The 14,621-nt window shown below is 31.4% G+C and carries 11 protein-coding genes; 1 reads left to right on the top strand and 10 read right to left on the bottom strand.

Annotated features, from left to right (window positions below):
* Window positions 1-210: 210 nt before the first annotated feature.
* Both acnA and KA883_RS09540 read right to left on the bottom strand, forming a co-directional pair.
* A complete protein-coding gene (gene acnA / locus KA883_RS09545; protein WP_046208556.1) occupies window positions 211-2,913 on the bottom strand; it encodes an aconitate hydratase AcnA in 2,703 nt (900 codons plus the stop codon).
* Window positions 2,914-3,173: 260 nt separating this feature from the next.
* Entirely contained in the window at window positions 3,174-4,817 is a 1,644-nt protein-coding gene (locus KA883_RS09540; protein WP_438873263.1) for a BCCT family transporter, read from the bottom strand.
* A 215-nt stretch (window positions 4,818-5,032) separates the two neighbouring features.
* Between KA883_RS09540 and mscL the strand changes: the two genes are divergently transcribed.
* Window positions 5,033-5,383, top strand: coding sequence for a large conductance mechanosensitive channel protein MscL (gene mscL / locus KA883_RS09535; RefSeq protein WP_046208558.1), 351 nt, complete (start codon window positions 5,033-5,035; stop codon window positions 5,381-5,383).
* Between the two features lie 473 nt (window positions 5,384-5,856).
* Here mscL and sbcC read toward each other — a convergent pair whose 3' ends face one another.
* The 8 genes from sbcC to sosA form a co-directional block, all read right to left on the bottom strand.
* A complete protein-coding gene (gene sbcC / locus KA883_RS09530; protein ID WP_210139962.1) occupies window positions 5,857-8,883 on the bottom strand; it encodes an exonuclease subunit SbcC in 3,027 nt (1,008 codons plus the stop codon).
* Window positions 8,880-10,013: an exonuclease subunit SbcD gene (gene sbcD / locus KA883_RS09525; protein WP_046208560.1), complete on the bottom strand. Its 1,134-nt coding sequence runs from the start codon at window positions 10,011-10,013 to the stop codon at window positions 8,880-8,882. The genes sbcC and sbcD overlap by 4 nt, the downstream gene beginning before the upstream one ends.
* A 175-nt stretch (window positions 10,014-10,188) precedes the next feature.
* Window positions 10,189-10,656, bottom strand: coding sequence for a CcdC family protein (locus KA883_RS09520; protein ID WP_046208561.1), 468 nt, complete (start codon window positions 10,654-10,656; stop codon window positions 10,189-10,191).
* Window positions 10,657-10,902: 246 nt separating this feature from the next.
* On the bottom strand, window positions 10,903-11,088 hold the full coding sequence (locus KA883_RS09515; RefSeq protein WP_046208562.1) for a hypothetical protein: 186 nt from the start codon (window positions 11,086-11,088) through the stop codon (window positions 10,903-10,905).
* A 312-nt stretch (window positions 11,089-11,400) separates the two neighbouring features.
* Window positions 11,401-11,640, bottom strand: coding sequence for a YneF family protein (locus tag KA883_RS09510; RefSeq protein WP_019467986.1), 240 nt, complete (start codon window positions 11,638-11,640; stop codon window positions 11,401-11,403).
* A 210-nt stretch (window positions 11,641-11,850) separates the two neighbouring features.
* Window positions 11,851-13,839: a transketolase gene (gene tkt / locus KA883_RS09505; RefSeq protein ID WP_210139961.1), complete on the bottom strand. Its 1,989-nt coding sequence runs from the start codon at window positions 13,837-13,839 to the stop codon at window positions 11,851-11,853.
* A gap of 76 nt (window positions 13,840-13,915) precedes the next feature.
* The gene (locus KA883_RS09500) at window positions 13,916-14,164 is read right to left on the bottom strand and encodes a DUF896 domain-containing protein (protein ID WP_046208564.1); all 249 of its coding nucleotides are present in this window, start codon (window positions 14,162-14,164) and stop codon (window positions 13,916-13,918) included.
* A gap of 123 nt (window positions 14,165-14,287) precedes the next feature.
* A complete protein-coding gene (sosA, locus tag KA883_RS09495; protein WP_046208565.1) occupies window positions 14,288-14,521 on the bottom strand; it encodes a DNA damage-induced cell division inhibitor SosA in 234 nt (77 codons plus the stop codon).
* Window positions 14,522-14,621 lie beyond the last annotated feature (100 nt).

Here is a 14,621-nt window from a genome sequence, read left to right as displayed (position 1 = left end):
TCTTTTCAATTGTTCGTAGTACTTATATATAAATATTAACATAAAAAAGAATGCAAGGCAGAAATCACATTTTAAAATTCGTTGATTATAGACTCACCGAGCTAAAGATAAAACGCTAACGTTTAAAAAATCTATTCAACGTTCACAAATTAAAATAAAGGCTGAGACACAAAATATTGTCTCAGCCTTAACTATATTCATAATGCACAGTTAATTTGCTAATTTATTTCTTAATACTAATTGTAAAATACCGCCATTACGATAGTAATCAATTTCTACATGTGAGTCGAAACGTGCAACTGCTTCGAAGTCAATAACTTCTCCATTCTCTTTTTCAGCAGTTACTTTTACTAAATCATGTGGTTTTACACTTTCATCGATATCTACTGAAATCGTTTCTGTACCATCTAAGCCTAAACTATCAGCAGATTCGCCATCTTTAAACTGTAAAGGTAACACACCCATCATAACTAAGTTAGAACGGTGAATACGTTCATAACTCTGAGCGATTACAGTTTTAACACCTAGTAAATTTGTACCTTTAGCTGCCCAGTCACGAGAAGAGCCCATTCCGTAATCATTACCAGCTAATACTACTAAACCAGTGCCATCTTCTTTATATTTCATCGCTGCATCATATATAGGCATTTGTTCACCAGTAGGCCAATAAGTTGTGAAACCACCTTCTGTACCTGGTGCTAATTGGTTTTTAATACGAATATTAGCAAAAGTACCACGAACCATTACCTCATGGTTACCACGACGAGAACCATAAGAGTTAAATTGACGAATAGGTACGTCATGATCTAATAAATATTTACCTGCTGGTGTATCTTTACCGATAGCACCTGCTGGAGAAATATGGTCAGTCGTAACTGAATCTCCAAATTTACCCATAATACGTAAATTATTTAATGATTTAATATCATCAGGTTCTTTAGATAAGTTTTGGAAGAATGATGGATTTTGAATATAAGTTGACTCTGGATCGAAATCATATAACGGTTGGTCTGTTACATCGATTTCATTCCACATTTCATTATTATTATAAACAGTTTCATATTCTTCTTTAAACAATTCAGGAGTAACAACACTGTCTACAGTGTCTGCGACTTCTTTAATTGTTGGCCAAATATCTTTCAAGTAGATATCTTCTCCATTTTTACCTTTACCTAAAGGTTCATTTTGTAAATCAATATCGACTGTACCTGCAAGTGCGTATGCAACTACTAATTGAGGTGATGCTAAATAGTTCGCTTTTACTAATGGATGAATACGTCCTTCAAAGTTACGGTTACCTGATAAAACAGAAGTCACAAGTAAATCTTCTTCAGCAATCGCTTTTTCGATTTCTTCTAATAATGGGCCTGAGTTACCGATACATGTCGTACAACCATAACCTACTAAATTAAATCCTAAGTCATCTAAATATTCTTGCAGACCAGAATCTCTTAAATAACCAGTAACAACTTTAGAACCTGGCGCTAACGATGTTTTAACATATTCAGGTACTTTCAAGCCTTTTTCTACTGCATTCTTAGCTACCAAACCGGCACCTAACATAACATATGGATTTGATGTATTTGTACAAGATGTAATTGCTGCAATAGCAAGGTCACCTGTAGTCATTTGTGTTTTAGAACCATCTTTAAATTCAATTGTTGCTGTTTTATCAAATTCACTCTCATCAAAACCATGACCTTGGTTACCAGCTGGTGCAGTAACAGATTTTTCAAATTCTTCTTTCATATCACTTAAGAAGATTAAATCTTGTGGACGTTTCGGACCTGAAAGTGAAGCTTCAACTGTAGCTAAGTCTAATTCAACAACGTCTGTATAATCTGGTTCATCTTTATCAGCAGTAAAGAACATATTGTTTTCTTCTAAATATGTTTTAACTAATTCAATTTGTTCGTCTGAACGACCAGTTAAACGTAAATATTTTAAAGATTCTTCATCTACAGGGAAGAAGCCACAAGTTGCACCATATTCAGGCGCCATATTTGCAATTGTAGCTCTATCTGCTAATGGTAGATGTTCTACACCTGGACCAAAGAACTCAACAAATTTACCAACAACGCCTTTTTTACGTAATTCTTGTGTTACACGTAATGCTAAATCAGTTGCAGTAGCACCTTGAGGTAACGCATTAGATAATCTAACACCAATCACTTCAGGAATTGGGAAGTATGAAGGTTGACCAAGCATACCAGCTTCGGCTTCAATACCACCTACACCCCAACCTAATACACCTAGACCATTAATCATAGTTGTATGTGAGTCAGTACCTACTAAAGTATCTGGAAAAGCAACTGTTTCTCCGTCTACTTCACGTGCGTGAACAACGTTTGCTAAGTACTCTAAGTTAACTTGGTGTACAATACCAGTTGCTGGTGGAACTGCACTATAGTTATCAAATGCTTTAGTAGCCCAATTTAAGAATTGATAACGTTCATAGTTTCTTTCAAATTCTAATTTCATATTTCTTTCTAGTGCGTCTGGATTCGCATAGCTATCTACTTGAACTGAGTGATCGATAACTAAATCTACTGGCACTTCAGGGTTGATTTTGTTTAAGTCTCCCCCAACATCATTCATAGCTTTACGTAATGACGCTAGGTCAACAACTGCAGGTACACCAGTGAAATCTTGTAAAATAACACGAGATGGTTTGAAAGGTACTTCACCTTCTGTACCTTTATTGAATTCTGACAATGCTTTGATGTGCTCTTCAGAAATAACAAATCCATCTTCTTGTCTCAATTCAGATTCTAGTAAAACTCTAATCGAATATGGTAATTTGGATATCTTTGTTAAACCTTGTTCTTCTAAAGTTTTTAAATCATAGTATGTGTATGATTTCCCATTTAGCTCGAATGACTTTTTCGCTTGCTCTTTTAAATTAGAAGCCATATAAATCCCCCTTGAAAATTTTAGTAATTATATGCCGTTAATTAAATTGTATAATTATATGTAACTTAAAACAACTACCTACCATTATAAACCTCTATAATTTAGATTTGAATTTACAATCAGTATGTATAAGCAAAACTTATCGCGAGTGTATCGTGTAATAAGTTATTATTATTAATTGAGAATCATTATCATTAATTTAGAGCAATTAGTATCTAAACAAAAAACTGAGAGCCTATGTTGGCCCTCAGTTTTTAAGACTATTTTTCAGATTTTTCAGCGTCTCTTAACGGCGCTCTTCTATTAATTATATCATCTTCAAAATCTTCTTGTTGATATTGTACATAATCTTGTAATCTGTGTTTGTTAGGCGTTAAAGTTAAGCCTAAGAATTTACGTTCCTTATTTGCATCCTTGTAGAAAGAAATCATCATCATTATAACTACAAAGGAGAATGGTAACGCACTAATTATCGCAGCACTTTGAATTGCATTCAACGCATCTGCACCATTTCCTCCACCTGCAAATAGTAATACGAAAGCAATTAATGACTGAGCAATACCCCAAGTCACTTTAACAACATTTGAAGGTTCTAATGAACCAAATGTCGTTTGCATACCTAATACAAATGTTGCAGAGTCGGCAGATGTAATAAAGAATGATGCAATGAGTACTAGTGCTATCAACGACAATATAATTCCAAATGGTATTTCATTAAACACACCAAATAGTTGTGTTTCAGCAGTCATATTAAATAGTTCTGGATTTTTCTTACCAGTTTCAATACCTAATACACCAAATACGCTGAACCATACAAAACTTACTAAAGCAGGTACTAAAAGTACACCAGCAATAAATTCACGTACTGAACGACCTTTAGAAACACGTGCTATAAAGATACCTACGAATGGACTCCAACTTAACCACCAGCCCCAATAGTAAAGTGTCCAGCTAGACATCCATTCACGTTTTTGTGGGTTTTGAGCTGCTGTATCAAAAGTATTAAATAGGAATGAATTTAATAAACTACCTGTTGAACTTGTCATCATATTTAATATCAACACAGTTGGTCCAATAATTAAAACTGCAATCATTAAGACCGCACCCAAGCTAATATTTAAATTACTTAAGTATTGGATACCTCTACTTAAACCTGACCATGCACTCATAATAAATAGAATCGTAACGATCACAATAATGATTGCTTGTACCCAAATAGTATTTGGTACACCAAATAGGTAATTCAAACCACCATTGATTTGTAGTGCACCCATACCTAACGAAACAGCAACACCGACAACTGTTGCAAATACTGCTAACACGTCAATGATCGTTCCAATTGGACCTTCTATTTTATTGCCTAAGATAGGGCGTAACGTTCTTGAGATAAGTCCTGGTTCTCCTTTTCTAAACTGAGCGTAAGCAAGTGCTAATGCAACAACACCATAAATAGACCACGCATGGAATCCCCAATGGAAAAACGTAGAACGTAATGCTTCAGTATATGCTGCAGTAGTTTTAGGTTCCGCATTTGGCGGTGCAGCAAAATCTGCCATAGGTTCAGCAGCACCGTAGAACACAAGTCCTATCCCCATACCAGCACTGAATAGCATCGCAAACCAAGATATCGTATTAAACTCTGGTTTATCATTTGGTTTACCGAGCTTTAATTTTCCAATAGGACTAAAAATTAGGAAAATACAGAAGAAAACAATAAACGTCGTAAGAATTAAGTAATACCAACCCAATTTATCTGTAATCCATAGCTTAATTGTGTTAGTAACATTGTCAAATTGTTCTGGAACAATTGCCCCGATTAAAACAACGATACCAACAATAATCGCACTATAAATAAATACTGGGGATATCTTCTTACCGTTTGGTTGATTTTCAGAAGAATTCACAATTAATTACTCCCTTTCATATTCATATTAAATTTTAAATCTAAATAGAAATTTGCAAAAATAAATTTATTTCTATTTTTTAGTTTAACCATTCATAAGAATAACAAACATCTATGTTAATATCAAATTCACTTTTAAAAAGTATTTTCATAATTTAATAAATATTGTATAATAACATTTATATTAAATATATTTAATTAAGAGAGGTTAATAATATGCTACAAGAATTTAAAGATTTTGCATTGAAAGGGAATGTCTTAGATTTAGCAGTAGCTGTAGTTATGGGTGCAGCTTTCAACAAAATTGTAACAGCTTTGGTATCATATATTATCATGCCATTAATCGGTTTAATCTTCGGTACCGTTGATTTTGCCAAAAGTTGGTCCTTCATGGGTATCAAATATGGTATGTTTGTACAATCGATTATTGACTTTATTATTATTGCATTCGCACTATTTATATTTGTTAAAATTGCAAATACATTGATTAAACAAGAAGAAGAAGAAATTGAAGAAAACACAGTACTATTAACAGAAATTCGTGATTTATTACGTGACAAACAATAAACGTTAACACGATCTATTATTTAGTACGCTCGTATTTTTGTAAGAAATTAGGATGAAATTCCTTAAACTATAATCCCGCAAATGAATTTTCAACATTCATTTACGGGATTATTTTGTGATTTGGACATTCTACCTTTAATTCATAAGACGAGCTAACTTGTTGCTATTTCCTTTTTATAATAAGACTCTTTGTTACAAATACTTCACCCCTAGTTTTAAATTTAGCGCTATTTGTCTAAGCTATTCTCAATAAAAAACAAGGCTTTTGCATATTATTAATAGATGATTAAACTAAACTTATAACCTAAATCAACATATCATCCATGTATAAACTTCCATTAAGTTTATTTTAAAATGAAATTATTTAAATAAGTATCATCAAATAACCATCTTCAATGCCCTTATATACCTATTTCTTTAAGATTAAAAACAGTGAATTACTGTTCATAAAGCAATTCACTGTTTTTATGCTTTTATTGTTTTATAAACTTTGTTTTACTTTGGTATTGTTCTGTCTGCACTTCTAAAATAAGTGGAATACGTTGCTTTAATTCACTAACATGAGAAATAATTCCAACCATTCTTCCAGAAGATTTTAAACTAAGTAGTGTATCCAAAGCAGTTTCTAGGGTCTCCTGATCTAAAGTACCAAATCCTTCGTCTATAAACATCGAATCTAATGCAATGCCACCAGATTCCTGTTGTACTACTTCACTCAGACCTAAAGCCAGCGCTAAGGATGCCTGGAAGGTTTCTCCTCCTGATAAAGAAGTAATATGTCTTTTCTTATTAGAGTGCGAATCAAATACATCTATTTCTAAGCCACTATACCCTTTTGAAGTTTGTTCCCTTCTAACTAATTGATACCTTTCACCTGTCATCAATGATAAGCGTTGGTTCGCATGCGCAAGTATGCGTTCTAAATAATAAATTAAAACAAAATTTTCTAAAGTTAATTTTTGTTCATTTTTCCCAGATAAAACTTCTGCTAATTGAAAAACTTCTTGTTGTTCTTGTAGTTCTTTTTCTAAATGATTTATAATAGCATAAATATTATCAATTTTCTTGTTGTTAAACTCAAGTTTATAATTATGTTTACTTAACATCGCTTTGGCATGATCTAGTTGTATTTTTTCCTGCTCATAATCTTTTTTTAATTGATTAATATCACATAATTCTTGGTCATTAATTTCTGTTTCCAGCTGTTTGATGATAATCTCAAATTGTTGTTTCTCTTGATTAAATTTGTTGATTTCTGCTTCTATTTTCGTTTTATTAGGAATTTCATTAATCGTGTGTTCTACATCTTTTAATGATGTAAAGCCAATTCTATTCATTTCATTGTTGATTTTATGGTTCGCTTCTTTAATATCCTTTTGCAAACTCTTTTCAGTATTGTCAAGATGTGTTTTGTTATTCATTTCAAGCGACAATGCGTTTTTAGATTCTTGAAGTTGCTGTACTAACCATTCATATTGCTTTTGATAATCATTGACTTTCACTAATGAATTGTCATAAGCAGTAATAAATTTATCCACGTCTGTATATTGTGTTGTATTTTCAAAATCATTTATCATCAATGTATTTTCATCTAATTTGAATTGTTGCGTTTTTAAATCCAATTCTAACTCATGTGATTTCTGCCTTAGATTAAAAATTTTCTCTTGAAGGTTTCTAATTACTTCACTTTCCTCTTCTAGCAATCTTTTTTCTTTTAATAAGTTATCTTTAGTTAATTCTAGCTCAGTATAATTTGTTTTTTCTAAATCATCTAAGTTAAATCTATGTAACTGTTCTGAAATGTGATGCCATTCACTTTCATATTTAATTTTTTGCTCTTTTAATTTTAGACGTTGTTGTTCTATATGATCAAGCTGACTATGTCTTTTGGTAAGTTCATCAAAATCTATATGATGTTCAATTTCATGAATTTCATTGCCACAAAGTGGGCAAGTATCACCTATAGCTAGCACTGATTGTAACTTAGATATCATATCTTGTTTATTATTTAAATCTATATTAGTTTTATCGATTGCTTCATATTTAGCGTCTAATGCACGCATTTCAGAATTAATAAGTTCAGTTTGGTTTGTTATGTTAGTTTGTCGCTTTTGCAAGTCTTGATATTCGTTTTTATTCAACTCATTTTGTTTGTTAACTTTAATTTCATAATCCAACTGATGTATTTTTTCATTAAGTTGTTCATTTCTTTTATAATCTGGTTCTCTGTCATTTAATTTTTCAATATATTGATTAAGTAGTTGTTTTTGTTGCTCATACGTTGATTTTAACTCGACATATGTGTAATTTAAATTTTCTCTTTGTTGATATATATCTTTATACTTATCAAATTTATTGTAAAATATTTTAGAATTTTCTATAAATGATTTCGATTTCTCTATTGTTTCAGATAGTTTCTGATGTTTTTCAAATTGTTTCTCGTAGTCTTCTAATTGTCTTTGTAAATTTGAAATGACTGCTTTTGTTTCTGTTTTATCTTTTTTTATCTCTTCGTGCTTTTTTAAAAGTTTCTCTTTTGAATCAAGTAAATTAGAAAGTGGTCTTACCTCAGTGATCTCATTTAATAGTTTTATTTGATTTTTTATATGATTTTCATTGGATAACAAAGCTTCTTGCTTTTGTTTATTTTGTTCAAGGCTTGTCATAGCATCTTGAAGTTTTAAATTACGATTTAATAAATTTTCAGCTTGCTCAAATTTTTCAATACTTCTTTTTTCAGCTGCTAATAAATCATTTTGAATAGATTCACCTATGCTTTTGAATTGTGGTATTAATGCTTTAATTTTATCAGTTTGTCTTGAACTAACTTCTTTATATTCTTTTAACGCGGTATCATCAAAAGTATCCAAATCCATCCAATCCGTTTCAAGTGTATGATATCGCTTTTCAATATTCGCCCTTACCTCTTTAACATCATCATTTAACAATTTTTGTATTTCTTCAAATCTTTGACTATTAAACAATGTTCTTAGTATTTCTTGTTTTTCTATACTTTTAGATAATAAGAAACGTTTAAATTCACCCTGAGGAAGGATAAATAATTGTCTAAACTGTTCTGAATTAACTCCAAGTAACGTTCTAATAAATTGATTTCCAGCATTCACTTTACTTTCACGTAATTCATATGTATCTTCAAGTTGATAAATTGAAAGTTGACCAAGTGTTTTATTTTTATTGCCTTCTTTTACAAATGCACCTTGTCGATTAATTTTATAAATACAATCTCTCAATTTAAACTCGAACTCAACGACCATTGGTGATTTACCATCTGCAAAGTGACTACGTAAATCCCCTTCGTTTCTATCTTTTGTCGATGCTTCACCAAATAAAGCGAACACAATAGCATCAAATATCATCGTTTTCCCTGATCCCGTTTTTCCGCTAATTAAAAACAATTGATCATTATTTATTTGTTGAAAATCAATTGTTTCGTCTAAAAACGGGCCGAAATTAGTTAATTTTAAAGTTAAAGGTCTCATTTAGTCTGATCTCCTTCAAGTAAATGATTTAAAACTTTACCAATTTTATTATTTTGAACGCTCGTTAATGTTTCATCCGTCATATTTTCAAAAAATTTATTAATGATTGTTTTATCATCTAATTTTTGTATTTCTATATTTTCATGATGTAACGGGGTATTAAATTCAAACGAACTATTGGTAAGTGACAACGTGTTTGGATAAATTTGTTTCAAATGCATCATAGGATCACTAACATGTGACATGTGTTTTAGCTTAAAATGTAAATAATTGTTTTTATCTTTTATGTCTAATTTTTCTTGGATAGCATCTTCATAGTCTCCTTCAATGACTTCTAATTGCCTTAAAGGTGTTAATGGTTTAAATTTATTTTTTAATTTATGATCTATCACTTCAATTACCCTATAACCTTTAGGTTGTGTAGCTTCTGAAAAAGAATATTGTAATAAAGAACCACTATAATGAATAACATTCGAATTTATACTAAATGGATGATGTAAATGGCCTAACAATACTGCATCAAATTGCTGGAATGAATTTTCTGCAACTGATTCAACAGTGCCAATTGTCAATGCTCTTTCAGATTCGCTGCGAATACCTCCTTGGACTGTGAGATGACCTACCAACATATTCACTTTATTTTCATTTATATTCTGCGTTATAAATTCTATTGATTTATTCACGGCTTGTTGATGCGTTTCAATCGTTTTATCATTAAAAAAATAACTTGTTTCATTCACAGTAGAAAATGGTAATGTATAAAAATCAATATTTCCAATCGAAATAGGATAACACATATCTTCTAATGAGGTTCTAATATAAAGTTGAGATTTTTCAAACCACTTCGAGCCATAATTTAACCGTTCTTTACTGTCGTGATTTCCACTTATAATCACTAAAGGAATGTTCATTTCTAAATTTAACGTATTAATTGTATTTTCTAATAACTGAATTGCTGCTTTGTTCGGATAACTTGTATCGTATAAATCACCTGCTATTACGATTACGTCTGGTTTTTCGTCGTTCATTTTATCTATAAATTGGTTTAATATATGTGATTGGTCTTCCAGTAAAGATTTTCCATTCAAAATCCTACCTAAATGCCAATCAGCTGTATGTATAATTTTCATTCTATCACTCCTAATAGAACATCCGTTCGATTTTATGATATAATACTCCAACTTAATACTCAAGTAATTTCTCAAAATATAAAACAGGCTACTTAAATTCCATGATTTTTAAGGAAATTTAGTAGCCTTTTGTATCAAGCATATTCAATTACACTAGTATTATTACATATTTCGCTTATTTAATTAATGTTTTCTTAACTTTTTTATATTGATATAACATAGCCAACCTCCAAGGTACAATCATACAAAATGCTAGTAAGAAAAACATGCCAGCAATTTCACCTGGATCTATTTTATTACTAATAAATATTTTTATAATCGTTCTAATCAACAATAGCGAAATTAAGATAATAGGAAAAGCTTTAGAACGCTTCATATATATTTCACTACCGTATGTCTCAAAACGAGACGTCCAAATCAATATCGTTGAGAAAAGCACGCCTAATATAATGCATTCTATTATTTCCATACCTGTTAACCTGAAATAAGGAACAACATACATTAATGCACCTGTTGCCATAAAAAACGGCGGTAAAATAATTTTCTTTTCATTTACTGGATATTGTTGCGCCTTCATTCTTACAACGATTACCCCAATACCCATTAAAAAAGCTACAACTATAGAAAAAACTAAATATAACATGCTTACACCTTCTTTATGTTACTGGCTAAATCTCCACCTAAAATAGTATATCATTTTACTATTTAACATTCAGTAATTTTAATATGTTTCATTTGATCTGTATAACATGTTATTTAGCCTTATTTGTAGATTTCAAAATTCAATTATGTATATATCAAATGATTAATGCCAACGTCGGGAGGTATTGATAGAAAATTACTCAAAATAAAATAAGCCTTGTTTCAGACTTATCTTATTCATTGCTATTTAAATAGCACGTGTTGTATCACAAGCTGACAATGCATTTTCTAAAGTATATCTAAGATAATTCATATCATGCATTTGCATCGCATTGTGATATTCTTTGAAAGCTTCATCAGTAGAAAAGTTAATATGCATATTTGCTAGTCGATCTAAAACTTCTTTGTCTTCCATGTCATAAGCACTCTTCACTTATTAATACCTCCCTTATATATACAAATTATAACAAATATGATTTTACAATCAAATATTTACTGAATATTTAAAAAATAAATTACATTCACTATCACTTTAATTATTTTAATGCCCATTTAAAAAACTTAATCCATCTATAAAATTTCGAATCATTATAGTATGGTTTGCAAATAGCAAAATTAAGCACCATCACATTTATATGACCGAACCTAGATTATATTCTCATTTTTTAAATATAATAGGTATTTGTTCAAACCAAAAAAGCTGACGATTTACTAGTAGGTAGTAATCATCAGCCTTCACAAGACGTTATTTCTTCTTCTTGAATGCGTCGTCTTGATTTTTATTCATCATTGTCATCATTTGATTTATTTTCTTTTGAGATGGTTTTTGACCCATCTGCATCATCATCATTCGTAGCATTTCTTCATTAATTGGCGGGTTCTTTTTCAAATAATCCATCATATATTTTCTCGCAAGGAAAAATCCACCGACTAGTCCTAGAATAAGTGCTAACACGATTAATAAAATTGCTAACCAAGTTGCCATTGTTTCACCCACTTTCCTATCCTAATGCATTTTACTAAAATAAGCACTCCTTTTCAAGAGTGACTCAATTCATTTATATTTCCAACCTTATGTATTATATCAATTATAATTTCAGTTTGTAAATATAATCCAATTTTTATTTATAAATAAAAATTGGTATGAGAACAATTGCTCTCATACCAAAATATTAGCTATCTTTTATACAAATGATTAGAACGATTGAATTTGATTTAGGACGTTTTCTTTAGTGAAACCATATTTTTCAACTACTAAATCACCAGGCGCACTTGCACCAAATCCATCAATACCAATAACTTTACCTTCAGTACCTATATATTTATGCCAACCTAATGATGATGCCATTTCTATAGCTACACGTTTTGTAATTGAAGATGGTAATATTGATGCTTTATATTCATCTGATTGTTGATCAAATGCATGCCAGTTAGGCATTGATACAACACGTACACCTTTACCTTGTCCTTCTAAATCTTTAGCAGCTTCAATAGCTAAATTAACTTCTGAACCTGTAGCTAATAGTAAGAACTCTGGATCTTTATCTGATTCAAACACCACATAAGCACCTTTACGTACACCTTCTTCAACAGTTTCTTTAGGTAAATCCATTGTTGTTAGGTTTTGACGCGTTAGCACTAAAGATGTAGGCGTACTTTCTGATTCCATCGCTACTTCCCAAGCTACACGTGTTTCATTACCGTCTGCTGGACGAATAACATTCATGTTTGGAATTGCACGTAAACCAGCTAATTGTTCGATAGGTTCATGTGTAGGACCATCTTCACCAACAGCAATTGAATCATGTGTAAAAATAAACGTTGAATTTAATCCCATGATTGCTGATAAACGAAGTGCTGGTTTTAAATAGTCACTAAAGACGAAGAAAGTCGCTCCATATGGGTGTAAACCACCATGAGCTGCCATACCATTCACTGCAGCACCCATTGCAAATTCACGTACACCAAACCAGATATTTTTACCTTCAGGTGTATCTTTATCAAAATCAACCGCATCTTTAACGTTTGATTTATTTGAACCTGCTAAGTCAGCTGAGCCACCAAAGAATGAAGGCACTGTTTTACTAAGTGCTTGAATGACTTCACCAGAATCTGCACGTGAAGCACCACTATGTCCTGCTTCAAATTCTGGCAATTCATCAGAGTAGTTCGTTGGTAATTCACCACTGATTGCTAACTTAAATGATTCTGCTAATTCTGGATATTTTTCATTGTATGTTTCAACAAGTTTATTCCAGCTTTCTTCTTTTTCATTAGCACGTTTCAACATTGTTTGTTGGAAAATTTCATATACTTCATCAGGTACGTTAAAGCGTTTTTCAGGATCCAAACCATAGTTTTCTAATGCTAATTTTCTTTCTTCTTCACCTAATGGAGCTCCGTGTACACCATGAGAAGCTTGTTTGTTTGGTGCGCCGTAACCTATGATTGTTTTTACTTCGATAATTGTTGGTACATCAGAAGCTTTAGCTTCTTTAATAGCATTATCGATAGCATCTATATCATTACCATCTTTAACTAAAATATGTTCCCAACCATATGATTCAAAGCGTGTTTTAACATCTTCAGAAAATGCTTTGTTTAAATCACCGTCTAAAGAAATATCATTTGAATCATATAACACGATAAGCTTATCTAATTGGTTATGACCAGCTAATGATGCAGCTTCATGCGAAATACCTTCCATTAAATCCCCATCAGAAGCTATCACATAAGTATGGTGGTCTACTACGTTAGCGTCTTCTTTATTAAACTTACCAGCAAGATGTTTTTCAGCCATTGCCATACCTACAGACATAGCAAAACCTTGTCCTAATGGTCCAGTTGTTACTTCAACACCATCTGTATGTCTAAACTCTGGATGACCTGGAGTTTTTGAACCCCATTGTCTAAATTGTTTTAATTCATCCAATTCTAAACTACCTGAAACATGTAATAAACTATAAAGCAACGCAGAACCATGCCCTGCAGATAATACAAAACGATCTCTATCAAAGAAATCTTTTGATTGGGGGTTGAAATTTAAGTGGCGTGTCCATAAAGTATATGCCATTGGAGCAGCTCCCATTGGTAATCCAGGGTGACCTGAGTTTGCTTGCTCAACAGCATCGATACTTAAAGCTCTTATCGTATCTATTGCTAATTGATCTTTTTCTTTATTCATCTAAATGACTTCCTTTCTTATAGCAAGTTTCAGTACTATTATACCTTATTTAGTATTTATTTAACAAAAAATTGATTTAGTTATTATCTTTTTTATCTTTAGAATCTAATATTTTTTTCACCTTTTCAGGTGTTACATCATTGCCCTCGGGATCAATAACTCTTGTACTTTCAATTTGTTTTTTAAAGCTTTTTCGGAAAGAATCTAAATATGCCTTCCTTAATTTCGATTGCTCTTTTGATTCAGATTCAGTTAACCCTTGTTCCTTTTTCTTTTTTGCTAACTCATTTATACGCTTAATATCTACGGCATCATTTTTCGCCATAATAAACCTCCGTAATTCATAATATAGAAAATATAACAAAAAAATAAGCGAAACTAAATAGTTACGCTTATTTTATCATTTTCCTAAGCAAATTCACTTTCACAATAAAAGTGGCTTAATATTTTATTGGGCTTTAGCTAAAAATTGATTAAGTGTCCGTTCGCTTTTTTCATCTGAGTTCATTTGATACTGTTCGTCTTTTGTAGAAACATTTGTCATTTGATGATCTGTCATTTCGTACGTCTGTTCTGATTCCGTATTATAATAAGCAGTCAATATGAATACAGTACATAAAACCATTGTAGCTAACAATACTGCAATATAAGGTTTGATTTGATATATATATAGTTTAAGCATATAAGTCACTCCTAAGAACGTTTGTTTGTAGCTATACTTTATCAGAACATCTGTTCTCTGTCAATATAAAAACGAACAAACGTTTGTAAACGTTAATAAT

This window comes from Staphylococcus sp. GDY8P54P (assembly GCF_017892645.1).
GTDB lineage: Bacteria > Bacillota > Bacilli > Staphylococcales > Staphylococcaceae > Staphylococcus > Staphylococcus ureilyticus.
Note: the sequence above shows the minus strand (reverse complement) of the source record. Positions and strands in the feature narration are given on the sequence as shown.

Excerpts from the sequence above, each read along its gene's own strand:
- acnA (WP_046208556.1), bottom strand. The coding sequence starts at position 2,913 with ATGGCTTCTAATTTAAAAGAGCAAGCGAAAAAGTCATTCGAGCTAAAT.
- KA883_RS09520 (WP_046208561.1), bottom strand. The coding sequence starts at position 10,656 with ATGTTATATTTAGTTTTTTCTATAGTTGTAGCTTTTTTAATGGGTATT.
- tkt (WP_210139961.1), bottom strand. The coding sequence starts at position 13,839 with ATGAATAAAGAAAAAGATCAATTAGCAATAGATACGATAAGAGCTTTA.
- sosA (WP_046208565.1), bottom strand. The coding sequence starts at position 14,521 with ATGCTTAAACTATATATATATCAAATCAAACCTTATATTGCAGTATTG.
- sbcC (WP_210139962.1), bottom strand. The coding sequence starts at position 8,883 with ATGAGACCTTTAACTTTAAAATTAACTAATTTCGGCCCGTTTTTAGAC.
- mscL (WP_046208558.1), top strand. The coding sequence starts at position 5,033 with ATGCTACAAGAATTTAAAGATTTTGCATTGAAAGGGAATGTCTTAGAT.
- sbcD (WP_046208560.1), bottom strand. The coding sequence starts at position 10,013 with ATGAAAATTATACATACAGCTGATTGGCATTTAGGTAGGATTTTGAAT.
- KA883_RS09510 (WP_019467986.1), bottom strand. The coding sequence starts at position 11,640 with ATGGCAACTTGGTTAGCAATTTTATTAATCGTGTTAGCACTTATTCTA.
- KA883_RS09500 (WP_046208564.1), bottom strand. The coding sequence starts at position 14,164 with ATGGCGAAAAATGATGCCGTAGATATTAAGCGTATAAATGAGTTAGCA.